At 71.3% G+C, this 21128-nt stretch carries 21 protein-coding genes and 1 pseudogene; 11 read left to right on the forward strand and 11 right to left on the reverse strand.

Features of this window, described 5'->3' with window-relative positions; genetic code table 11:
- Nucleotides 1–116 precede the first annotated feature (116 nt).
- Together ACZ499_RS24850 and ACZ499_RS24855 are read left to right on the forward strand one after the other, a co-directional pair.
- The gene (locus tag ACZ499_RS24850; protein WP_468678031.1) at nt 117–446 is read left to right on the forward strand and encodes a helix-turn-helix transcriptional regulator; all 330 of its coding nucleotides are present in this window, start codon (nt 117–119) and stop codon (nt 444–446) included.
- Nucleotides 447–542: 96 nt separating this feature from the next.
- Complete coding sequence (locus ACZ499_RS24855; protein ID WP_468678034.1) at nt 543–1169, forward strand: dihydrofolate reductase family protein; 627 nt, start codon at nt 543–545, stop codon at nt 1167–1169.
- A gap of 32 nt (nt 1170–1201) precedes the next feature.
- On the opposite strand, the gene ACZ499_RS24860 is transcribed toward ACZ499_RS24855, so the two are convergent.
- Nucleotides 1202–2248: a serine/threonine dehydratase gene (locus ACZ499_RS24860; RefSeq protein ID WP_468678144.1), complete on the reverse strand. Its 1047-nt coding sequence runs from the start codon at nt 2246–2248 to the stop codon at nt 1202–1204.
- Between the two features lie 95 nt (nt 2249–2343).
- Between ACZ499_RS24860 and ACZ499_RS24865 the strand changes: the two genes are divergently transcribed.
- Nucleotides 2344–3012, forward strand: a complete 669-nt coding sequence (locus tag ACZ499_RS24865; protein ID WP_468678036.1) for a TetR/AcrR family transcriptional regulator — start codon at nt 2344–2346, stop codon at nt 3010–3012.
- A 12-nt stretch (nt 3013–3024) separates the two neighbouring features.
- Here the strand turns inward: ACZ499_RS24865 and ACZ499_RS24870 are convergent, their stop codons facing one another.
- A complete protein-coding gene (locus ACZ499_RS24870) occupies nt 3025–3954 on the reverse strand; it encodes a helix-turn-helix domain-containing protein (RefSeq protein WP_468678037.1) in 930 nt (309 codons plus the stop codon).
- Nucleotides 3955–4113: 159 nt separating this feature from the next.
- Here ACZ499_RS24870 and ACZ499_RS24875 point away from each other — a divergent pair, with 159 nt between their 5' ends.
- A complete protein-coding gene (locus tag ACZ499_RS24875) occupies nt 4114–4494 on the forward strand; it encodes a YybH family protein (protein WP_468678039.1) in 381 nt (126 codons plus the stop codon).
- An 80-nt stretch (nt 4495–4574) separates the two neighbouring features.
- Here ACZ499_RS24875 and ACZ499_RS24880 read toward each other — a convergent pair whose 3' ends face one another.
- Nucleotides 4575–6182 (reverse strand): alpha/beta hydrolase, encoded by a 1608-nt coding sequence (locus tag ACZ499_RS24880; protein WP_468678040.1) that lies wholly within the window; start codon nt 6180–6182, stop codon nt 4575–4577.
- A gap of 215 nt (nt 6183–6397) precedes the next feature.
- The gene (locus tag ACZ499_RS24885) at nt 6398–8617 is read right to left on the reverse strand and encodes an MMPL family transporter (RefSeq protein ID WP_468678042.1); all 2220 of its coding nucleotides are present in this window, start codon (nt 8615–8617) and stop codon (nt 6398–6400) included.
- Between the two features lie 269 nt (nt 8618–8886).
- On the opposite strand from ACZ499_RS24885, the gene ACZ499_RS24890 reads away from it, so the two are divergent.
- Together ACZ499_RS24890 and ACZ499_RS24895 are read left to right on the forward strand one after the other, a co-directional pair.
- Entirely contained in the window at nt 8887–10074 is a 1188-nt protein-coding gene (locus tag ACZ499_RS24890; RefSeq protein WP_468678044.1) for a sensor histidine kinase, read from the forward strand.
- The gene (locus ACZ499_RS24895; RefSeq protein ID WP_468678046.1) at nt 10071–10769 is read left to right on the forward strand and encodes a response regulator; all 699 of its coding nucleotides are present in this window, start codon (nt 10071–10073) and stop codon (nt 10767–10769) included. The genes ACZ499_RS24890 and ACZ499_RS24895 overlap by 4 nt, the downstream gene beginning before the upstream one ends.
- A gap of 365 nt (nt 10770–11134) precedes the next feature.
- On the opposite strand, the gene ACZ499_RS24900 is transcribed toward ACZ499_RS24895, so the two are convergent.
- A complete protein-coding gene (locus ACZ499_RS24900) occupies nt 11135–11476 on the reverse strand; it encodes a hypothetical protein (protein ID WP_468678048.1) in 342 nt (113 codons plus the stop codon).
- Nucleotides 11477–11585: 109 nt separating this feature from the next.
- A complete protein-coding gene (gene cpt / locus ACZ499_RS24905; protein WP_468678145.1) occupies nt 11586–12107 on the reverse strand; it encodes a chloramphenicol phosphotransferase CPT in 522 nt (173 codons plus the stop codon).
- A 115-nt stretch (nt 12108–12222) separates the two neighbouring features.
- Here cpt and ACZ499_RS24910 point away from each other — a divergent pair, with 115 nt between their 5' ends.
- Nucleotides 12223–12621, forward strand: coding sequence for a nuclear transport factor 2 family protein (locus ACZ499_RS24910; protein WP_468678049.1), 399 nt, complete (start codon nt 12223–12225; stop codon nt 12619–12621).
- Nucleotides 12622–12658: 37 nt separating this feature from the next.
- Here ACZ499_RS24910 and ACZ499_RS24915 read toward each other — a convergent pair.
- Nucleotides 12659–12913 (reverse strand): annotated as a pseudogene (locus tag ACZ499_RS24915) (GNAT family N-acetyltransferase); the annotation flags it as partial.
- A 193-nt stretch (nt 12914–13106) separates the two neighbouring features.
- Here ACZ499_RS24915 and ACZ499_RS24920 point away from each other — a divergent pair.
- The gene (locus ACZ499_RS24920; RefSeq protein WP_468678051.1) at nt 13107–14870 is read left to right on the forward strand and encodes a sensor histidine kinase; all 1764 of its coding nucleotides are present in this window, start codon (nt 13107–13109) and stop codon (nt 14868–14870) included.
- Here ACZ499_RS24920 and ACZ499_RS24925 read toward each other — a convergent pair.
- Together ACZ499_RS24925 and ACZ499_RS24930 are read right to left on the reverse strand one after the other, a co-directional pair.
- Nucleotides 14830–15519 (reverse strand): response regulator, encoded by a 690-nt coding sequence (locus ACZ499_RS24925; protein WP_468678052.1) that lies wholly within the window; start codon nt 15517–15519, stop codon nt 14830–14832. The genes ACZ499_RS24920 and ACZ499_RS24925 overlap by 41 nt on opposite strands.
- Nucleotides 15520–15800: 281 nt before the next feature.
- Complete coding sequence (locus ACZ499_RS24930) at nt 15801–16070, reverse strand: BON domain-containing protein (protein WP_468678054.1); 270 nt, start codon at nt 16068–16070, stop codon at nt 15801–15803.
- A gap of 239 nt (nt 16071–16309) precedes the next feature.
- Here ACZ499_RS24930 and ACZ499_RS24935 point away from each other — a divergent pair, with 239 nt between their 5' ends.
- Nucleotides 16310–16552, forward strand: coding sequence for a hypothetical protein (locus ACZ499_RS24935; RefSeq protein WP_468678056.1), 243 nt, complete (start codon nt 16310–16312; stop codon nt 16550–16552).
- 79 nt (nt 16553–16631) lie between these two features.
- On the opposite strand, the gene ACZ499_RS24940 is transcribed toward ACZ499_RS24935, so the two are convergent.
- Together ACZ499_RS24940 and ACZ499_RS24945 are read right to left on the reverse strand one after the other, a co-directional pair.
- Nucleotides 16632–17216, reverse strand: coding sequence for an Rv1733c family protein (locus ACZ499_RS24940; RefSeq protein WP_468678058.1), 585 nt, complete (start codon nt 17214–17216; stop codon nt 16632–16634).
- An 18-nt stretch (nt 17217–17234) separates the two neighbouring features.
- Nucleotides 17235–17966, reverse strand: coding sequence for a CBS domain-containing protein (locus ACZ499_RS24945; RefSeq protein ID WP_468678060.1), 732 nt, complete (start codon nt 17964–17966; stop codon nt 17235–17237).
- A gap of 465 nt (nt 17967–18431) precedes the next feature.
- Here ACZ499_RS24945 and ACZ499_RS24950 point away from each other — a divergent pair, with 465 nt between their 5' ends.
- Complete coding sequence (locus ACZ499_RS24950; protein WP_468678062.1) at nt 18432–18758, forward strand: universal stress protein; 327 nt, start codon at nt 18432–18434, stop codon at nt 18756–18758.
- 16 nt (nt 18759–18774) lie between these two features.
- Nucleotides 18775–21117, forward strand: a complete 2343-nt coding sequence (locus ACZ499_RS24955; RefSeq protein WP_468678064.1) for a phosphoketolase family protein — start codon at nt 18775–18777, stop codon at nt 21115–21117.
- The last annotated feature ends 11 nt before the right edge of the window (nt 21118–21128 follow it).

A 21128-nucleotide genomic window follows, 5' to 3' on the forward strand; every position in this document is an offset into this window, starting at 1 on the left:
GCCGGTGCCCTGCTTGGCTCCCTTCAGGTTCCGCCTCCGTCCCTGATACGTCAAGGGATACATGAAAAGTATTTCGCCTGTTTGTATGCGCGAAAGGTGCGTCATACCCTGAGGGGATGGGTGCCGTACCTGAACCGCATGCGGGCTGGACGTTCTTGACCAACCACGCCCGCGTGCTGGCCGCGATCGCCGACGATCCTTCCGTCCGCATACGCGACATCGCCGCGCACTGCCGGCTCACCGAGCGGGCCGTCCAGAGAATTATCTCCGATCTGGAGGAATCCGAATATCTCTCCCACACCCGGCAGGGCCGTTCCAATACGTATCGCATCGAACCGGGCACCCCTCTGAGGCACCCGGCCGAGGCCGGGCTGACCGTGGCGACCCTGCTAGGGGTTCTGGCCCAGCACGACGAACAGCGGGGGCAGCAGCCTCAGCATCTGTGAACGCCGCCGACGGGTGACGTGCAGGGGGCGATGAGTTTTCGCGGGTCCGTGAGGCAACCGGGAAACGGACGGATTCCGCACGCGAAAGGCAGCATCATGAGCCCACTCATCGTCACCGCGTTCGTCACGCTGGACGGCGTCATGCAGGCCCCGGGCGGGCCGGGCGAGGACGTCGACAAAGGCTTCGAGCACGGCGGCTGGCAGGTCCCGTACGTCGACGGCGACTTCGTGAACCTCATGAGTGACATCTTCGAGCGGACCAACCATCTCCTGCTCGGCCGCAGGACGTACGACCTCTTCGCTTCCTACTGGCCTCGCGTCACCGACGAGAACAACCCGATCGCCGCGAAGCTCAATGCCATGCCCAAGTACGTGGCCTCGCGCACCCCGCGCAGTCTGGAATGGAACAACTCCCACCTGCTGACGGGCGATGCCGCCGAATCCGTGGCCCAGCTCAAGGAACAGCTCGACGGCGTGATCATGACGCAGGGCAGCAGTGACCTGATCCGCACCCTGCAGCGGCACGAGCTCGTCGACGAGTACCGGCTCCTCGTCAACCCCGTGATCCTCGGCACCGGCAAGCGGCTCTTCGGCGGGGGCGCCTCCCCGTCCGCCTGGACGCTCAAGGACTCCCGCACCACCGGCGCCGGCGTGCAGTACTGCGTCTACGAGCGCTCGGGAAAGCCCGAGTACGGATCCTTCGCGCTGGACGAGGAGGAGTGAGGAGGCGCGACCGACCCCTCGCCCCCTGCTGATCAGCCCTGGTCCACCTGGTGGGCGAGGTCGCCCGGGTCGGTGTTGGCGCCGCAGAGGACGACGGCGACCTTCTCGCCGTCGCCGGGCCGGTAGCCGAAGCCCGCCGTGGCGGGCAGGTCCCGGCCGGATGCGTGGTGCTGCGGCGTGGTGAGGGCCGCGAGCGCGGTCGCGGCGGCGTGCTCCACGGCGATGCGACGGTGGTCCCACAGGGCCTGCCGGGCGCGGACGATCTCGCTGTCGGGTACGAGTACGGAGTGCACATCGGCCTGCTGGGCGGCGTGCAGAGCCATCGCCGAGGCGCGACGCGCGCCGAGGGCGTCCGCAGCGATCGAGTCGACCTTGACGTCGACCGGACGGCCGGCCCCGATCGCGGCGTTCAGCGCCCGGCAGTTCTCCGGCTCGACCGCGACGACGCGTACGCCGTGGTGCCGTGCGGCGGTGGCGACGCCCGCGAACAGGCCCCCGCCGCCCACCGCGACCACCACGGTGTCCAGGTCGGGTACCTGCTGGAGGATCTCCTCCAGCAGGGTGCCCGCCCCGGCGGCGATGAGCGGGTGGTCGTACGCGTGAGAGGCGAGCGCGCCGGTCGTGGCGGCGAAGTCCCCGCATGCGGCCAGGGCGTCCGCGTACTCGGCGCCGACCAGCCGGACGTCGGCGCCGAAGCCGCGCAGCCTGGCGACCTTGACGGCGGGCGCGGTGGTGGGCAGGAAGACGGTGGCGGTGGCGCCCTGCTGCTGGGCGGCCCAGGCGCAGGCGAGCCCGGCGTTCCCGCCGGAGGCGATCGTCACCCCGGCGTCCGGGAGAGTCCCGGCCTCGCGGTGGGCCTGGAGGAAGTTCCGCGCCCCACGGGCCTTGAACGAGCCGGTGTGCTGCATGAACTCCAGCGCCAGCCACACCTTGGAGGCCTCTGCGGGGCGGTCGTCGAGGAGGCCGCGACGGGCGGCGCGAACCTCCCCGGGATCGGCCGGGGCGAGGACGACGGGCCGGACGCGTCCGGCGATGCGGTCGGCGGCCGCCTTGACGTCGCCGTACGTGAGCTGGTGCATGTCGGAGACTCCCATGCGGAGAGGGCGCTCAGGACGAGGCGTGGCCCCGGGCGGTGACGATGACGTTCGATACGATGTACCGTACGCTGGCTCACATGCCCAGGCAATCCGCATCCCTCGACCTCGCGACCCCCGAGCGCATCGCCGAGACGGCCCTGCTCATCGTGGACCAGGAAGGCACCGCTGCCCTGAGCTTCCGGACCCTGGCCGCCCGGCTCGGCATCGCCCACGCCACGCTCCAGCGCCGCTGCACGGACCTGGCCGGGCTCCTCGACCTGTGCGTGGACCACCTCGCGGCATCCCTGCCCGACATCGCACCCGGCACCGCCTGGACCGACGCCACCGAGGCCCGCTTCCGGCGCCTGTACGAACTGCTGGCCGCCCATCCGGGCCTGGTCGCCCTGCGCGGCGCCCGCCCCTGGCTCGGCCCCCAGCTCCTCAAGCGCCTGGTCGAGCCGCAACTCGCCGATTCCCTCGCGGCCGGGATGACGCCTCAGGAGGCGATCACCTGCTACCGGCGGATGTACCTGCTCACCCTGGGCAGCGCGAGCTTCGTCGACCACCGCGACCCCGGCGCCGCCCAGGCCGTCACCCGCACCGCACTGGCCGCGCTGGACCCCGCCGAATTCCCGGTGCTGACCGGGCACCTTGCCGCCATCCTGCCCGCCGTGGTCGACCACGAGGTCTTCTTCGGGGCGCTCCGCCAGCTCATCGACGCGGCCGACCCGGCGCGGACTGCCGTTACTCCGGGGCGCGTTCGGTAACGGCCGCTCGGCTCACCGCTGGGCGCGGCGGAATTCGCCCGGGGTGCGGCCGGTCTCGCGGGCGAAGAACTTCCCGAAGTTGGTGGCCTCGGTGAAGCCGAGCGCGCGGCCGATCGCGGCCACGGGCAGGTCGGTGTGGGCGAGCAGCCGCTGCGCCTGCAGGGCGACGCGTGCGGCGGCGAGCTGCTTGGCGCTGCGGCCGGTGGCGGCCAGGCATGCGCGCGTGAGGGTCCGGGGCGAGTAGCCGAGGCGCGCGGCGTAGTCCTCGACGGAGCGGGTGGTGGCGAAGGAGTGCTCCAACTCGCGCCGGAAGGCGAGGTGGACCTCGGCGCCGGGCGCGGCGGGGACGGGCCGTCCGGCCCGGTCGGGAAGGCGCGCCATGCGGATGAGCAGCGCACCGAGGAGTTGGCGCAGCAACGCGCCGGTCAGCTCGGCCTCGGCCTCGGTGTCGGCGCGCACTCGCGCGTCACGGGTCTGCTCCTCTCGCAACGTCCCGTATTCCGCCTCCATCTCCGTCACGGCGCGATCGAAAGCATCGAACCCGTCGGGCGGCAGACGCCATGCCACCGGGCCGAATCCATCGAGCACCTCGCGCGTCGCGGGCAGAGGCGGCGGGAAGTCGGCCGTGAACATCAGCAGGACGGCGTCGAGGTCGGCGGGGCGGCCGTCCGTGCCGTACGGCAGGCGCTGCACCTGGCCGGGCCGCAGATGCAGCAGCGTGCCTCGGGTACAGGGGTAGGTGACGAAATCGACCATCGCGGTGCCCTCGCCGCCGCGTACGAGCATGATCTGGTGGAAGTCGAGACGGCTCGGCCGACGGGCCACCGAGCTCTTCAGACGCGACTTCAGCATGTCGAAGGTCAGCACCTCGATGCCGGTGTGCGTCCGGTCAGGGTTGTCGTAGGTGATGTCGATGACATCGCGCTGTCCACTTTCGACCATGTCGAGTCCGGACTCTACCTCGTCCGCAGGGTGGCCGCGGAGGCACTGTGGAGTCACGGCCGAACGACGCGCACCCCGCCGGTCACCGACGGGTCACCACGCCGGGCACCGCGCCGAAGAGCCGTCACCACCATCCCTTCGTGACGTAAGGACCCGACCATGTCCCCTGCCATCACCGACCCCGCCAAGCTGCCGATCCTGTTCCAGGACGCGCTGAACGTCGGCGACGTCGACGGTGTGCTGGCCCTGTTCGCCCCGGGTGCGGGTATGCGTACGGTGGCCGGCGAGCACATCGCCGGCACCGAGGCGCTGCGTGCGGAGATCGGCGGAACCGTCGCCGCCCGCGGCAGGCTGACGAACGTTCGGCGGCATACGCTCGTCGGCGCGGAAACCGCCCTCCTGGTCACCGACTGGACCATGGAGATCGACGGCCCCGACGGCGAACGGATCGCCCCGACCGGCACTACCGCCAACATCGCCCGCCGGGACGCCGACGGCGGCTGGCGCTTCACCCTCCTCAACCCGCTCGGCACCGCCTGAGCCCGCGCGTGCTCCCGGGGCCCTCCCGGGAGCACGCATCGGTAGTCGGTTCCCCGTCGGACTTCTACCCTGACGGGTGGTCAGAAGCGCCCGTGGACGGCCTCCGGATCCGTGGGTGAGATCGCGGCCACGGAGGCCTTGGCGGCCGGCGTGGGCTCGACGTACGTCGGTGCCGGGTCGGCCTCGGGGGCGCAGGTCTTGGCGATGAGTCCCTTGCCGCCGGGCAGGGTTCCGTCGCGCAGGTAGTCGACGAAGGTGTCGTCCAGGCAGGCGTTGCCGTGGAAGAGGACCTCGTGGAAGCTGCCGCCGTTCTGGACGACCAGCTTGGAGCCGGGCAGCGCCTTGCGCATCGCGACCCCTCCGGCATACGGCGTGGCCGCGTCCTCGGTCGCCTGGAACAGCAGCACCGGCGGAAGGCCCTTGCCGGTGATCTTCAGTCGGCCCGGTCCGCCTTGGTAGGGCCAGAACATGCAGGCGGCGTTGTACCACATGTTGTTGTACGTGTAGAACGGCGCGACCGCGTTGACCTTGGCCTGGTCCTTCTTCCAGAACTCCCAGTCCCGGGGCCAGGCGCTCTCCGTGCACTGCGTGGCGTTGTAGTTCGGGAAGGCCCCGTCGTCGGCGCCCGGCGCGGCGTACCGGTTGTAGGCGATGGTGAGCGGCCGGGTGTCGTGCCGGGTGAGGTAGCCCGAGAGCACCGTGGCCATCCGGGGCCAGCGCAGGAAGTTGTAGCCGCCGCCGTAGAAGGTGTCCTCGAACTCGGCCGGCCCGATCTTGCCGGGGGCGGGCGCGGCGGACACCGGGGCGGTGCGCAGCGCGTCCTCCATGGCGTAGTACTTCTTGATCACGGCGTCCGCGTCGGTGCCGAGGTGGTAGACCGGGTCGGCTTTGGCGGTCCATTCCGCGAAGGCGCGGAAGCGCCGCTCATGCTCCTTGTCCTGGAGGATGTTGTGGTCGTACCAGGCGATGGTGGGACCGACGATGCTGTCCAGGACCATGCGCCGCACATGGGAGGGGAACAGCTGGCCGTAGGTGGAGCCCAGCGAGGTGCCCCACGAGCCGCCGTAGAAGTTGATTTTCTTGGCGCCGAGCGCGCCGCGGATGCGGTCCATGTCCCGGGCGCTGTCGACCGTCGTCATGTGCGGCAGGATCCAGCTCCAGTCCGCCGCGCAGTCGGCGGCGTACGTGGCGGCCTTGCCGAGCCACGCCTTCTCGGTGCCGTGGCCGACCTGGTAGTCGGGCCGCTCGCCGTCGAAGTAGTGCGCGTCGCAGACCACATGGGGTTCGCTGCCGTTGGTGCCACGCGGGTCGAAGCCGATCCAGTCGTACGTCGAGGCGACGTCGGCCGGGATCTGGCCGGTGATGTAGGCGGGCATCCACAGACCGCTGTCGCCGGGGCCACCGGGGTTGAGCAGGATCGGACCCTGCTGCTTGGCCTTGGGGGCGGTGGCGGGCAGCCGGTTGAGCTTGAGCTTGATCTTCCGCCCGTCCGGGTGGGCGTAGTCCACCGGGACCTCCAGCATCGCGCACTGCAGCGCCGGGGTCGTGGTGTCACCGCAGGACGTCCATGCGATCCGGCCCGCGTCGGTGTCGCGACTGTCGCTGTCGGGGGCCGCGGCGACCGGGACCGCGCTGCCCAGTAGGACGGTGGAGACCGCAACGGCCAGCAGTGCCAATGGTCTTCGCATGTGCCCTCCTCAGTCGGCGCGCCATGGCGGCGCGACGGGGTCAGTCAAATCATGTGACATGTGCAATGGCACATGTCACACAGTGGAATTACTCGTTATGCAACCGTGATTCAGTGCCGGAGGAAGTACGAAGGGGCGACCGCACCCCGCCTCGGTGAGGGGTGCGGCCGTCCCTGGCTGCCGACCGGTGGTCGCCCGGGTCCGTGGATCGCGTGTCAGTGGACCGTGACGCGGTCCTCGTGGGGCCGGGTGCCGTCCAGTGGATCGGCGTGGTGGCGGCCCTTGGTGCGGCCCGGGCGGACCGGCCACCAGATGCTCCGGCCGAGGAGCGCGGCGAGCGCGGGCACCAGCACGATGGACAGGACGAAGGCGGAGAGGAGGATGCCGAGCCCGGTCGCGAAGCCGATCTGCTGGGTGGCGGGCGCCGCGTTCACTGCGAGGCTGCCGAACGAGGCGGCGAGGACCACACCGGCCGTGGCGATGGCGGGAGCGGTGTGACGTACGGCGCGGGCGACGGCGGCCCGGGCCGGCCCCGGGTGTTCCATCTCCTCGCGGATGCGGTCGCTGATGAGGATGTTGTAGTCGGTGCCGAGGGCGACCACGAAGAGGAACAGCACCAGCGGCAGGACGAAGTTGACGCCAGGCTTGTCGAGCAGGTGCTGGAAGAAGAGTGCGGAGGCACCCAGCGTCGCGGCGAAGCCGAGCCCCACGGCGATCATGAGGACGGCCGGGGCGAGCAGGCTCCGCAGCAGGACGATCAGGATGAGGGCGATCAAGCCCGCGGCGACCGGGAACACGGTCTTCAGATCGTGGTCGACGGCGGTGGAGATGTCCGCGAAGATGGCCGCCGTACCGCCGACATGGGCCTCCGTACCGGCAGGCGTGTGGATGGCGACGGTGTCGCGGACCGGCCCCGAGACGAGGTCGCGGGCCTGCTTGCTCTGGGTGTCGGCGGTGAGATAGACGTCGATGCGGGCCGCCGTGCGGTCCTCGTTCAGCACGGTCTGACCGACCTGGCCGACACCTTGGACCTTGGCGAGGGCCTTGGGCAGGGCGTCGACGCTTCGGGTGGTGAGCGTACGGCCCTGGTCGGCCGTGACGTAGACGGTGGTCGGATCCGACACCCCGGCAGGCAGCGCGCGGTTGATCTCGGCGGCGGTGGCGGCCGCCGGGGTGTCCTTGTCACCGCCCGTCTGGTCGAAGTCCATGTGGATACCGGCGACTCCTGCCGCCAGCGCGCCGAGCAGGGCGACGGAGGCGACCACGAGGGTGAGCGGGCGCCGGGCGACCAGGTCACCGACGCGCCCGGCGGCGCCCGGCCGGGGCTCGCGCCGCAGGGCGCGGGAGGGCCAGAACATCTTGCGCCCGCTGACCGCGAGCAGCGCGGGCATCAGGGTGAGGCTGGCGAGCAGCATGACGAGCACGGACAGGGCGATGGCGGGGCCCAGGACGCGGAACTGCCCGAAGGTCGCGATGCCCAGGGTGGCGAAGGCGGCCACGATGGTGAGGGCCGCCGAGGTGATCGCGGTGCCGACCCGGCCGGTGACCTCCGCGGCCACGGCGCGGGCGGGCAGGTCGGGGTGGGCCCGCAGTTGTTCGCGGAAGCGGAAGAGGAGGAAGAGGAAGTAGTCGACACCGATGCCGATCAGTACGACGCCGATCAGGTTCGGGGTGGAGGTGTCGAGGTCGATGCCCGTGAGCAACGCGGCGCCCACAACCGCGCCGAGCGCCGCGCCGCTGATGATGGCGACCGCCAGCAGGGGCACGAACGCGGCCAGCACACTGCGGAACACCAGAATGTTGATCAACACGATCAGGCCGACCATGAGCGCGCCGACGACGGTGGTGGTGGTCTCCTCCGCCTCCGTGGTGTCGACGAGGTCGGCGAGTCCGCCGGTGAAGCCGGTACGCATCCGGGCACCGGCGAACTCGTGCTTCACGTCGTCGCGGAAGGCCCGGTAGAGGTCGTGCATACCGGGGTCGGTGGAGTTGCCGGTCAGCTGCACGGAGAGCAGCTCGAAGCCCCCGTCGGGAGCGACCATGGCGGGACTGACCTTGGGCGTCTGGGAGTAGTCCTCGGCCAGGAACGTCGGCTGGTCCCCGCTGGGCTTGGGCATCTTGACGTGCCGTCGGCCCAACTCCGCGGCGATGTCGCCGACGCGTCGCTGGTCGGCTCCGGTCAGGCGCTCGCCGTCCGCCCGGGCGACGAGCACCGTCACCGCGTTGGCATCGGGCTTCGCCCCGAACTTCTCCTCGGCGACCTTGAGCGCGGCGGCCGAGTCGTACTTGGCGGGCAGGAAGTCCCCGCTCTGGCTCTGGGTGACGCGGAAGAGCAGCGACTGGCCGAGCAGGGCGAGGAAGATGCCCACCACGGCCCAGAGGGCGATGACCTTCCATGGGCTGCGGGTGGAGAACCCGGTCAGGGCGCGGATCACTTTGTCCTCCGACGGTGAGTGGGGTGCGGCGCTTTCGGCCTGTGACCAGCACATCAGCGCGGCGGGACGCAGTCGTCCGAGCGCGGGAGGAGATACGGCCTGGGAGCTCGGGGTGGCCGGGAGCGAGGACTGGGACCCTGGTCCCAGGGCGGGATCGGACCGCAGGCCCGGGACTGGCCCGGTTCCCGATGGGAGACTGGGATCATGGAACGAGGGCCACTGGCACACCGTCGGCGGCCCGGACCGCTACTCACAGAATCAGGACCGTCATGGTGACCACGCGCCCCGCGCCCTGGGCCCCGGCGACCCGGCAGGGCGGCGACGCGCCCTGGACGCGCAACGACGGCCTGGTCGCGGTCGGCGCCGGGGTCATGGACCTGCTCAGTTTCACCTTCGCCAGCCTGGCGGGACAGGGCGACGTCCCCGTGGCCGGATGCGTGCTGGTGGTGGTCGCCGCGCTGCCGCTGCTGGTGCGGCGCCGTGCGCCGGTGCTCGTGCTCGTGGCCGTGCTGCTGCTGGGACTCGGGCTGAACCTGACCACGCCCACGACACTGCACTTCGGCGCCGCCGTGGTGGTCGCGCTCTACTCCGTCGTACGGTTCAGGAGCGCGCCCGTGGTGGTGGCGGCGTCGCTGGCCGCGGTGGCGGCGCTGGTGGACTGGACGAAGTGGCCGCGGCCGTCGCTGATGGAGTTGGTGGCCAATGCACTCGCCGCCGTGATCGTGATCATCGCGGGGGCCGTGATGAACCGCTGGCAGCGGGACATCGAGGCCAACCGCCGGCTGCTGGCGGACCGGGCCGTGGCAGCCGAACGGCGCCGTATCGCACGGGAGTTGCACGACATCGTGGCGCACCACATCACCACCATGCAGCTGATGGCCGGGGGCGCCCGGGCCAACCTCGCCCGTGATCCGGAGGTGGCCAGGGAGGCGCTGGTCGAACTGGAGGGCTCCGGGCGCATGGCGCTGCGTGAGATGCGCCAACTCCTTGACGTACTACGGGCCGGGGACGAGACGGAGGACGAGCCGATCGCCCCGCAGCCCGGCATCGCCGACCTGGAGCGCATCGTCGCCGAGTCGTGCCGGGCCGGTCTGCCCACCGCACTCGACGTACGGGGCGGTGAGCGTCCGCTGCCGCCGAGCGTGGGTCTGACGGTGTTCCGGATCGTGCAGGAGTCGCTGACCAACGCGCGCAAGTACGCGGGCGAGGCGCGGGCCCAAGTGCGGTTGACCTACGAGCCGGACGGGGTGGCGGTGGAGGTCTCGGACGACGGAACGGGCGCCTGCGAGGGGCTCGTGCGAGCGGGCACCGCATCGGGGTCCGGCTACGGCCTGGTGGGGATGCGGGAGCGGGCCGCGCTGCACGGCGGGACGTTCGAGGCCGGTCCGCTGGACGAGGCGGGATTCAGGGTGGCGGCACGGCTGCCGCTGACGGCGGACCAGGGGGCGCTGCGATGAACGGGATGACGGCCGACGTGACGCAAACGCAGGCCATCAAAGTGCTGATCGCGGACGACCAGCCGCTCGTACGGCGCGGACTCGCGCTGATCCTCACCCCCGACCCGGCCTTCGAGGTGGTGGGCGAGGCGGCCAACGGCGAGGAGGCCGTCGCCCTCGCCCACCGGCTGCGACCCGACGTCGTCGTGATGGACATCCGCATGCCGGTGCTCGACGGCGTCGCCGCGACCGGCCGGCTCGCGGCGGAACTGCCCGGCTGCCGGGTGCTGGCGCTGAGCACCTTCGACATGGACGAGTACGTGGTGGCCGCGCTGCGCGCCGGGGCCTGCGGGTTCCTGCCGAAGGACATCTCACCGGAGGAACTCGTGGCGGCGGTACGGGTGGTGCACACGGGCGAGGCGGCTGTCGCGCCCCGGCTGCTGACGCGGTTGATCTCGACGTACGTCAGGGCCCCGGAGCGTCCCGAGCCGCCCCTCGTACAGATCAGCGGTCTGACACCGCGCGAGGCGGAGGTGTGGCGGCTGATGGCCACGGGCCTCGACAACGTGGAGATCGCCGAGGCGATGGGCGTCAGCGGCTCCACCGTCAAGAACCACATCACCAGCCTCTTCGGCAAACTCGGCGTCCGCGACCGCGCCCAGGCCGTCATCGTGGCGTACGAGACGGGAGTGGTCGAGGTCGGTCGGCCGGGCTAGGGCCTGTCCGGCGGATCTGGTCGCCCGTGAGGTGCCTGCGTCTTTCGGTCCTGGTGAGCGGGGTCCTGGTGCTTCCCCAAGCTCTCCACTTCGTTCGAGCAGGGGAGACCCCAATGCTGCAAGGCGGAGGAGGGGGTCGACGCGATGGGGGTGCCCCCTGCTCGACCGAAGTCGAGAGCTTGGGGGAGTCGGCAGCCGACGACAACGCCGTTGGGGGTCCCAGGTCCCCCCTGGCCCTTGAGGCCTTGGGGGAGGGCGTGCCAGGACCCCACGTCCCAGACAACATCCGCCGAACAGGCCCTAGCCGCCGGTGGAGCCGGACGGGGCCTCGGCTGCGGCGAGGCCGCCCTTGCCCTCGCCGTCGGTCACTCGCTCAAGGTCACGCATGCCCACACGACAAGGGCCAGCGGCACCGCGACGGCCACCAGGCCGAGCGCGACCCCGGCGCGAGCACGGCGACGGTCGACTCCCGCTTCACCGCGCAGATGGTGCAGATCCGCGATGCCGTGGACGATCGCGCAGATCCCCAGGGGCACGGTCAGGTACAGAGGGAAGTAACGGAGCTGCGAGGGAACGGAGCCGGGCAGCCGCGGACATCCGAACAGTGCGACGGCGACCATGCCCAGCACCATCGACGCCGTACCCGTCCACTCCTGCCCCACCGTCACCCGGGCCGACGGGGTGGGGGTCTGCTGCTCGGTGCTCATGATCGAGAGGCTAGGGGGCGGGCTGTCCGGGGCGCGTGGGGGCGGCTACTCATTTCGTCGTGAGTAGTGGGGGAGGGGGGAGGCTTCGGGCTGAGCGTCGACTCGTCGATCAGATGACGTGAGTGGCGATGGCCTGGGCGCATGTCAGGGACTCCGCTTGTGTCGTGTCCACTTCCACGTCGTAGACGACCCCCTCGTGCGCCACGTGTGCTTGGGATGCGGCCATTCCCCGGGTCCGGTCGCCCCGTGCGGTCTCACGGGCCGCGGCGACCGCGCTCTCGCACCGGACGCCGACCCACAGCACGGCCAGGTCGCCAACGGCCCTGCGCCAGCGCTGCTGGGAGGCGGCTCCGCCGAGGAAGACGTCGTCGACGATGACCCTGGCGCCCGCCCGGGCCGTCGCCGCGACGCCTTCCATCCAGGCCGCCTCCAGTGCCCGGAAGTCGGCCCCGACGCTGACCGTGCCGTCCGCCTCGAACCCGATGCCGTCGGGCGATGCCTGCATGCTCGCGGGCAGGGCGTCGACGAGTGAGTCGATTCCGAACGCCAGCCACGGATGCGGCAGTACGGCCTGCAGGCACCGTACGATCCCGGACTTTCCGGAGCTGGAGCCGCCGTTGAGAATGATCATCTGAGTCGTCACCGCGACACAGTACGGTGCCTGTCCCCGCGGTGGGGAATGAATTTCCGGCCCGTTGTCGCGCCGCGCGGCGGTGTTGCCGACTCGACGGGGCCATGATGAGGACATGAGCGACCGTGACGATTTCCTGGTGTGGGTCAGGACCGCGCTGTACGAGGCGGAGCGTGCGCTGCACAACGGCGACGCGGGCCCCCGCCGGGCCCTGTGGTCGAGCAAGGAGCCCGTGAGCGTGCTGGGCGCGTGGCGCAACGCCAACGGCCTGCAGGAGATCGGCACGCTCTTCACCGCCCTGGAGGAGAGCTTCTCCGACTGCACGTCGTACGAGTTCGAACTGCAGGCGTACGACGTGGTGGGCGACATGGCCTACACGGCCGGTCTTGAACACGTCGCCACCTCCGTCGACGGGCAGCCGCGTACGTTCACCTTGCGGGCGACGCAGGTGTACCGCCGCGAGGGCGGCGAGTGGCGGGTGGCTCATCGTCACGGGGACACGGTGACCGGGTGAGCCTTCGTCGGTACGCGGTGGGCGTTCACTGCGGCGTTCATTGCGGCGGATTCAGGATCATCAGGTGGTCGGGGTCCGGCAGGGGTGCGAAGCCGACCTTCGCGTAGACCTCGTGCGCGTCGAGGGTGGAGAGCAGGACGCGCTTGAGCCTGTACGGGGCGAGGTGGTCGCGAACGGCGCCGGCCAGCCAGGTGCCGAGGCCCTTGCCGCGGTGCGCGGGGTCGACGTAGACGTCGCACAGCCAGGCGAAAGTCGCCCGGTCGGTGACGACGCGCGCGTAAGCGACTTGGGAACAGTTCTGTCCGGTCTATCCGGACGGCTTGTCGTGGGGCCTTCGAAGCCGGGCGGACGCCTCCCGTCACGGCACCGGCCGGGAGCGGACGTTTCCCGTCGGTGTGCGCATCGCGTGAGTAGGGAGGTCCCGCTGCCGCTACGGTGAGAGCCGGAGCTCTGGTTTCTTTTGGCGGATCCCCAGGGAGGGACCGATGGGCGGGGTCGGGCGGGACGGGGCGCGGCCGCTGTCGCGACTGAGACTGGATCAACTGCTCGATGAGCTGCAAGTGCGCATCGACACGGTGCGCAGCACGCGTGACCGGTTGCACGTGCTGCTGGAGTCCGTTCTGGAGGTCGGCCGGGAGCTGGATCTGCCGCAGGTGCTGCGGAGGATCGTCGAGGCCGCAGTGGTGCTGGTCGACGCGGAGTACGGGGCGCTCGGGGTCATCGGGCAGGGGCGGCAGCTGACGCAGTTCCTGCCGGTGGGGATCGCCGAGGAGGTGCGTCGCAAGATCGGTCAGCTGCCGTCGGGACACGGGCTGCTGGGCGAGCTGATCCGCCACCCCGTGGCGCTTCGTCTCGGCGAGCTGTCGGAGCACCCGGCGTCCTCCGGCTTTCCGGCCGACCATCCGCCGATGCACTCGTTCCTGGGCGTCCCGATCCGGGTGGGGGAGGAGGTGTTCGGCAACCTCTATCTGACGGAGAAGCGCGGCGGTGCCGATTTCGACGAGGAGGACGAGGCCGTCCTGGCGATGCTGGCGGTGGCGGCCGGGGTGGCGATCCAGAACGCCCGCCTCTTCGAGGAGGTGCGGCTGAGGGAGCGGTGGCTGGAGGCCGGCTCCGAGGTCACCAGCGCCTTGCTGTCCGGGGTGCCCGAGTCGCAGGTTCTGGAGGTGCTGGTCGAGCGTGCTCGTGAGATCACCTCGGCCGAGCTGGGCGTGGTGGACCTGGTGGAGGCGGCGACCGGTGAACTGCGGGGTGTCCTTGCCCTGGGCCGCGGGGCGGAAGGGCATCAGGGTCTGGTCCTGCCGGCGGAGGGGACGCTCGCGGGCGCGGCCATGAGCACGGGTTCGGCCGTCGTCACCGTGGATGTGCGGAAGGACTCCCGGGTGACGTACGGGCCCGACCGGTGGGAGGGGCTGGGGCCCGCGGTGGCGGTGCCGATGAGCACCCGGGACGGCGTCCGGGGTGTGCTTCTGCTGGCGCGCGGAGCGGGGCAGGCGCCGTTCAGCGAGGCGGAGAGCAAGCCTCTGCGCGGCTTCGCCGACCAGGCGGCGCTCGCACTCGAACTGTCCGACCGGCGCCGGGACGCGGAGCAGGTGAGCATCCTGGAGGACCGCGACCGTATCGCGCGGGACCTTCACGATCTCGCGATCCAGCGGCTGTTCGCCACGGGGATGACGCTGCAGAGCGCGCAGCGTTTCATCCAGCATCCGGAGGTCATGGAGCGGGTGGGCCGGGCGGTGGACGACCTCGATACCACGATCAAGATCATTCGCTCGACGATCTTCGGGCTGCGCGCGCACGACGGGCCGGGCCCGGGGCTGCGGATACGGATGGTGCGGGCACTGGAGGGCGTCGCGCCCGCGCTCGGCTTCACGCCCGCACTGCGCATGGAGGGGCTGATCGACGTCGATGTGCCGGGGGACATCGGCGCGGACGTGCTGGCCGTGCTGGGGGAGTCGCTGACCAATGTGGCCCGCCACGCGAAAGCCACGGCGGCCGAGGTGGTGCTGGTGGTGCGCGGTGGGGAGGTCGCGCTGACCGTGACTGACAACGGGATCGGGATCCCCGTCCGGACCGGTCGGCGCAGCGGTCTGCGCAACCTCGCGGAGCGGGCCGACGGGCGGGGCGGGACGTGTGTCGTGGAAGCGGCGGAGGGAGGGGGCACACGGCTGGAATGGCGAGTTCCGCTGGGTGTCCGGCGCCCGGGGGTCAGCGAGACCGGTCCCCCGGAGGAAACTGGGCCGCGATGACCGCGGCCTGGACGCGGCGCTCGACGCCCAGCTTCGACAGGAGCCGGGAGATGTTGTTCTTGACCGTCTTCTCGGAGAGGTAGAGGCGCTTTCCGATCTGGCGGTTGGTGAAACCCTCGCCGATCAGATCGAGGATCTCGCGTTCGCGCGCGGACAGGCCCGCGAGCCGCTGGTCCCCGGCCGGCGCGTCCTCCGCCGAGGGGCCTCGCAGCGTGCTCATGAGCCGCGCGGTGGTGGCCGGATCGAGCATCGACTGCCCCGAGGCGACCGTACGCACCGCCGCGACGAGGTCGGTCCCCTTGATCTGCTTGAGGACGTAACCGGCCGCCCCCGCCATGATCGCGTCGAGGAGAGCGTCGTCGTCGTCGAACGACGTCAGCATCAGGCAGGACAATCCCGCTATGCGGGACCTGAGTTCGCGGCAGACGGTGATGCCGTCGCCGTCGGGCAGGCGCACGTCGAGGACCGCCACGTCGGGCCGCAGGGCCGGGCCGCGCACCAGGGCCTGCTCGCTGGTCGAGGCCTCGCCGAGAACGGTGATGTCGGGCTCGGCGTCCAGCAGGTCGTGCAGCCCGCGGCGCACCACCTCGTGGTCGTCGACGAGGAAGACCCCGATGGTAGGCCTGGAGTCGTGTTCCGTTACGGCCATGCCGCCCCCTGATGCGGTGTGGTTGCTTCTGTGGTCGATCGTGACGTACAGGGCGTTGCGGGGAACAGGGCCGAACGGTCCCCACCTCGTGACCTCGCGAGCCGGAGAACCCTCAGCAGATACGCGGCAGTTGCTCGCCCAGCGGCATGTCGAACGTGTGCACGGCCACGCCCTGGGGGGCGAGTGCTTCGAGATCCGGCGGACCGCGTCCCGCGCACCGGCGTCGCCCGGACGGTGCACGGCCCGCGCGTACTGGTTCTGGGCCTCGCCGCCGAGGTACTTCACCGCGGTGGCGCGGCCGGTGCCGTGAGGTCCGGTGCCGTGAGGTCCATGTGTACGTCCACGACGCCCTCCACGGCCTGGGCGAGGCGCGCCGCGACCGGGACCAGGTGGCGGTCGTGCAGCACCCCGTGAAAGGTGACCACGCCCTCCTGCGCCGTCGCCGTGACGCTCTGCCGGGGGAAGAGACAGGCGATCACGGTGCGCGCGACCTCCGCCGCGATCTCCTCGTCGGGCCGCAGGAAGACCTTGAGCAGGTCGCTGCGGCTCACGACGCCCTGGAGTGCCGCTGTCGGCGCGGACGAGGAAGCGGTGCCCTGCGGCGGAGACGACCTCGCTAAGGGCGAGGTCGTAGCCGTCCTCCGCGGCAGGGCCGCTCCCCATGGAGACACAGAAGCGCGTGCCTCCCGGCTCTGTGCACTCGGTGGCGATCAGGAACGCCCCCCTCCGGCGTTCCCGGCAGCCCGAGCGCGTGTAATGCCCCGAGACCAGTACGCGGTCCGGGACCACGATGGCCCGCAGATCGCAGGGGTGTACGCCCAAGAACGCGTACGACGGGGCTTCGGCCCGCTCCTCACACACCGTCAGCGTCCCGTCCGCTGCGCGCTCCGTGCTCCACAGCTTCTCGCGCTCGGGGTGCGGGGACGTGTCGGTGTGGCCGTCCGCCACCAGAGCGGCGACCACGGCGCCGAGGCCCGCCCTGTCGAGGGCCGTGGCTCCGGTGGTGGCCATCGGGTTCCTCCTCGACTCGTGACGGTGATGAGGTGCTGCTCCCAGCGTCGGCAAGCCCGGAACGGGCTGACAGGGGCCGAACGGCCCTCGCGCCGGGCCGGTCAGGTCCGCGGGCGCCGCCACCCGGGCTCGGTGCGGGCCCAGGCCAGTTCCCACTCGGCCGACCGGTGCCGTTCCGCGTACCGTTGCACGGCGTACCGCACCGTCAGCAGGGTGCCTGCCGCCCCGAGGGCGGCGATGGTGGCCCACGAGAGGGCACTGAGCCACACCTGGCTGTCGTCCAGCGGCTCGTCGGCGACGCGACCGCGGACGTCGAGCCAGATCCGGATGTGCTGACCGGCGGGCGTCGCGGAGTTCACCTTCGCGATTCCGGTGTGTACGGTGCCGTCGGCCTGGGTCCAGCGCACAGCTGCCCGCTCCTTGCCTGTGCTCCCACCGTTGGCCGACGGCAGGTCAACGGGCGCGTCATGGACGAGGACCGCGTCCACCGGCCGTGAAGAGGCCCGCTGGGCGACGGCGGTCGAGTGCGCCGCGCCGTACGCCGCGTCGCCCGCGGCGAATCCCGCAGCCGGTACGCCGAAGAGGAACGCGATCCCCAACGCCAGGGCGGTCCATGCCTCGACCACGTCGCAGCGGCGCCGCAAGGGGTTGCGGCGCCATCGCCACCACCGCTCTCGGGTCCTCATGGCGGGTCACCGCCCCTCTCAGAGCTTGCGCAGCCAGTCGTCGGCGATGCCGTGCATGGCCGGTGCGTCCGGGTGCAGGTGCGAATCGTCGAGCTGGTGGCCGAGCTGGTCGACAACGGCGACGACTCCGTCCACCATGCGCGTCACGCGCACCGCGAGGCGGACCTCGCTGCGCCGTTCCAGCTGCCCGGACAGGGTCACCACACCCTCATTCACGGTGACGTCGATCGTGCCGTGCGACAGCCACAGGGTCCCGACCAGCACATCCCGGATGACCTCGGCGCGGATCTCGTCGTCCGAGCGGAGGAAGACCTGGAGGAGGTCGCGCCGGGCCACGATGCCGACCAGCCGGTCCTCGGTGTCCAGCACGGGGAGGCGTTCGACGCGGTGCGCCGCCATGGTCCGGGCGGCGACGGCGATCGTGTCGTCGGCGCGCACGGTGATCGGCGGACGGGACATCAGCTCACCCGCCGTCCGGGCCCGGGCCTTCTTCCCTCGGGCGCGCGCACCGCGCCCGAAGGCGGCAGGCCGGAACCGGCGTGGCGGCTCGTACGGGTCCTCGGCCTCCGCCTGCCGGGTCATCAGATCGGTCTCGGACAGTACACCGACGACCTTGTCGTCCTCGTCCACCACCGGAAGGCCGCTGACGTGATGCTCGGCCAGCAGGCGGGCGATCTCCTTGAAGGGGACCGATGTCCGCGCGCTCACGACCTCGCTCGTCATGACCGAACCGACCTTGGCGTGTTTCATTACTTCCTCCTCATCGGAGCCTTCGCAGTCTTCGCAGGTACGGGGCGTGCGGCCGCCGGGGGGCAGCCGCACCCGGACATCGAGGGCGGTCACCCCGCTCGGCCGGCGAGAACGGGATCGAGCTCCACCTCGCAGAGCTGCGGCAGGCCGTGCGGACAGACCGTGCGAGGGGGGTGATAGTCCATCCGTGTCCGGGCGGCCCTCGCCCCGCCCTCTGAGTCCGCCGAGTCCGCAGAGTCCGCCGAGGGGTCCGTGAAGCCATGCGAGCAGCGTGTCCCGCGGCCACCTTGGCGGGCAGGGGCCGAATGACCCCTCCGCAGGGCCGGTTCGCCCCTGTATCCCGCCACCGGCCGGTGCCAGTCTCCGGGAGGAGGGCCGCGGCGGCCTTCCCGAGCACACCTGCGGCCGGAAGGCGGTGGAGGCGTGGAGGCGGTGGAGACGTGGAGGCGGTGGAGACGTGGAGACGTGGAGACGTGGAGACGTGGAGGCGACCGGCCGTCCGCTGATCGTGGGGTCGACGGCTCGGGACCGAGCCGGGACGCGACGGCCGCCCACCCCGAGGTGAGGGTGACGCGCAGGACCCCGGAGGGCCGGGCGCGGACCGTGCTCCTGGAGGCGGCGACCGCCTCCGACCTGCTGGTCGCCGGGGCCCGGCGCCGCACGACCGGCCTGGGCATGCGGCTCGGCCCGGTCAGCCACGCCCTGCCGCATCACGCGCCCTGCCCGGTGGGGGTCGTACCCACGACTGAGCACCCCCCGTACGCGGTACCCATACCGACGGCACGCCCCTGACGACTCCGGAGACACCATGACGAAGCACCGCCCACCGAACCTGGCCGCCCTCGACGCCCACTGGCGCGCCGCGAACTACCTGTCCGCGGGGCAGATCTATCTGCTGGACAACGCGCTGCTGACCGAGGAGCTGCGGCCCGAGCACATCAAGCCGCGCCTGCTCGGCCACTGGGGCACCTCGCCCGGCCTCAACCTCGTGCACACCCATCTGAACCGGGTGATCAAGGAGCGCTCGCTCGACGCGCTGTGCGTGTGGGGCCCGGGGCACGGCGGCCCAGCGGTGCTGGCGAACTCCTGGCTGGACGGCTCGTATTCCCGCATCTACCCGGACGTCGGCCGGGACGCGGCGGGCATGGCGCGGCTGTTCCGGCAGTTCTCCTTCCCCGGCGGCGTGCCCAGCCATGTGGCTCCCGAGACCCCCGGCTCGATCCACGAGGGCGGCGAACTCGGCTACTCCCTGGCGCACGCCTACGGGGCCGCGTTCGACAACCCCGGCCTGCTGGTCGCCTGTGTGATCGGCGACGGGGAGGCCGAGACCGGGCCGCTCGCCGCGTCCTGGCACTCCAACAAGTTCCTCGACCCGGTCCACGACGGCGCCGTACTGCCGATCCTGCACCTGAACGGCTACAAGATCGCCAACCCGACGGTCCTCGCCCGGCTGCCCGAGGCCGAACTCGACTCCCTGCTGCGGGGATACGGCCACGAGCCGCTGCACGTCACCGGCTCGGACCCGCTCAAGGTGCACGAGGCGATGGTCCATGCCATGGACCACGCCCTGGACCGTATCGCCGAGATCAAGCGGACCGGCGTACGGGCGTCCTGGCCGATGATCGTGCTCCGTACGCCGAAGGGCTGGACCGGCCCGGCCGAGGTCGACGGCGAACCGGTGGAGGGCACCTGGCGCTCGCACCAGGTGCCGCTCGCCGCTGTGCGCGAAGACCCGCAGCACCTACGGCAGTTGGAGGCATGGCTGCGCTCCTACCGGCCGCAGGAGCTGTTCGACGCCGACGGCCGCCCCACCGAGCAGGTGCTGGCCTGCGTCCCGGACGGCGAACGCCGGCTCGGCGCGAATCCGCACGCCAACGGTGGCCTGCTCACCCGCGAACTGCCCCTGCCGCCGTTGGAGCACTTCGCCGTCCCCGTCGACAAGCCGGGCGCGACCCTGCACGAGCCCACCCGCGTCCTCGGCGGTCTGCTGGCCCAGGTGATGGCCGACACCGCCGAGCGGCGCGACTTCCGCGTGGTCGGCCCCGACGAGACCGCCTCCAACCGGCTGGGCGCCCTCTTCGAGGTCACCGGCAAGGCGTGGCAGGCGGAGATCCTGGAGACCGACGAGAACCTGGCCCGCGACGGCCGTGTGATGGAGATCCTGTCCGAACACCTCTGCCAGGGCTGGCTGGAGGGCTACAACCTCACCGGGCGCCACGGCCTGTTCTCCTGCTACGAGGCGTTCGTCCACATCGTCGACTCGATGGTCAATCAGCACATCAAGTGGCTGAAGACATCGAGGGGCCTGCCGTGGCGCGCCCCCGTCCCCTCCCTCAACTACCTGCTCACCTCGCACGTCTGGCGCCAGGACCACAACGGCTTCTCGCACCAGGACCCCGGCTTCGTCGACCATGTGCTGAACAAGAGCCCCGAGGTCGTACGGGTCTACCTCCCGCCGGACGCCAACACCCTGCTGTCCGTGGCGGACCACGTCCTGCGCTCGCGCGAATACGTCAACGTGGTCGTCGCCGGCAAGCAGCCCTGCTTCGACTGGCTCTCCCTGGAGGAGGCCCGCGGCCACTGCGCGCGCGGAGCGGGCATCTGGGAGTGGGCCGGTTCCGAGAGCCGCGACCGCGAGCCCGACGTCGTCCTGGCCTGCGCCGGAGACGTGCCCACCCAGGAGGTCCTGGCCGCCGCCGGGCTGCTGCGCCGCCACCTCCCGGACCTCGCAGTCCGTGTCGTCAACGTCGTCGACATGACGAAACTGCTGCCCCGCGAGGAGCACCCGCACGGAATGGCCGACTTCGAGTACGACGCGCTGTTCACCCGCGACAAGCCGGTGATCTTCGCCTACCACGGTTACCCCTGGCTGATCCACCGGCTCACCTACCGCCGCGGCGGCCACGGCCAGCTCCACGTGCGCGGCTACAAGGAGTCCGGCACCACCACCACGCCCTTCGACATGGTCGTCCGCAACGACCTCGACCGGTACCGGCTCGTCATGGACGTCATCGACCGCGTCCCCGGCCTCGCCGTACGCGCGGCCGTCGTCCGCCAGACCATGGCCGACACCCGCACTCGCCACCACGCCTGGATCCGCGACCACGGCACCGATCTGCCCGAGGTCGCCGACTGGACCTGGACCGGCTGATCCCCACTGGA

It is taken from the genome of Streptomyces sp. NPDC031265, from assembly GCF_055570295.1.

Bases quoted from the DNA above. Each gene is read 5' to 3' on its own strand.
- ACZ499_RS24850 (WP_468678031.1), top strand. From the start codon at position 117: ATGGGTGCCGTACCTGAACCGCATGCGGGCTGGACGTTCTTGACCAAC.
- ACZ499_RS24855 (WP_468678034.1), top strand. From the start codon at position 543: ATGAGCCCACTCATCGTCACCGCGTTCGTCACGCTGGACGGCGTCATG.
- ACZ499_RS24860 (WP_468678144.1), bottom strand. From the start codon at position 2,248: ATGCACCAGCTCACGTACGGCGACGTCAAGGCGGCCGCCGACCGCATC.
- ACZ499_RS24865 (WP_468678036.1), top strand. From the start codon at position 2,344: ATGCCCAGGCAATCCGCATCCCTCGACCTCGCGACCCCCGAGCGCATC.
- ACZ499_RS24870 (WP_468678037.1), bottom strand. From the start codon at position 3,954: ATGGTCGAAAGTGGACAGCGCGATGTCATCGACATCACCTACGACAAC.
- ACZ499_RS24875 (WP_468678039.1), top strand. From the start codon at position 4,114: ATGTCCCCTGCCATCACCGACCCCGCCAAGCTGCCGATCCTGTTCCAG.
- ACZ499_RS24880 (WP_468678040.1), bottom strand. From the start codon at position 6,182: ATGCGAAGACCATTGGCACTGCTGGCCGTTGCGGTCTCCACCGTCCTA.
- ACZ499_RS24890 (WP_468678044.1), top strand. From the start codon at position 8,887: ATGGTGACCACGCGCCCCGCGCCCTGGGCCCCGGCGACCCGGCAGGGC.
- ACZ499_RS24895 (WP_468678046.1), top strand. From the start codon at position 10,071: ATGAACGGGATGACGGCCGACGTGACGCAAACGCAGGCCATCAAAGTG.
- ACZ499_RS24900 (WP_468678048.1), bottom strand. From the start codon at position 11,476: ATGAGCACCGAGCAGCAGACCCCCACCCCGTCGGCCCGGGTGACGGTG.
- cpt (WP_468678145.1), bottom strand. From the start codon at position 12,107: ATGATCATTCTCAACGGCGGCTCCAGCTCCGGAAAGTCCGGGATCGTA.
- ACZ499_RS24910 (WP_468678049.1), top strand. From the start codon at position 12,223: ATGAGCGACCGTGACGATTTCCTGGTGTGGGTCAGGACCGCGCTGTAC.
- ACZ499_RS24920 (WP_468678051.1), top strand. From the start codon at position 13,107: ATGGGCGGGGTCGGGCGGGACGGGGCGCGGCCGCTGTCGCGACTGAGA.
- ACZ499_RS24925 (WP_468678052.1), bottom strand. From the start codon at position 15,519: ATGGCCGTAACGGAACACGACTCCAGGCCTACCATCGGGGTCTTCCTC.
- ACZ499_RS24935 (WP_468678056.1), top strand. From the start codon at position 16,310: ATGGCCCGCAGATCGCAGGGGTGTACGCCCAAGAACGCGTACGACGGG.
- ACZ499_RS24940 (WP_468678058.1), bottom strand. From the start codon at position 17,216: ATGAGGACCCGAGAGCGGTGGTGGCGATGGCGCCGCAACCCCTTGCGG.
- ACZ499_RS24945 (WP_468678060.1), bottom strand. From the start codon at position 17,966: ATGAAACACGCCAAGGTCGGTTCGGTCATGACGAGCGAGGTCGTGAGC.
- ACZ499_RS24955 (WP_468678064.1), top strand. From the start codon at position 18,775: ATGACGAAGCACCGCCCACCGAACCTGGCCGCCCTCGACGCCCACTGG.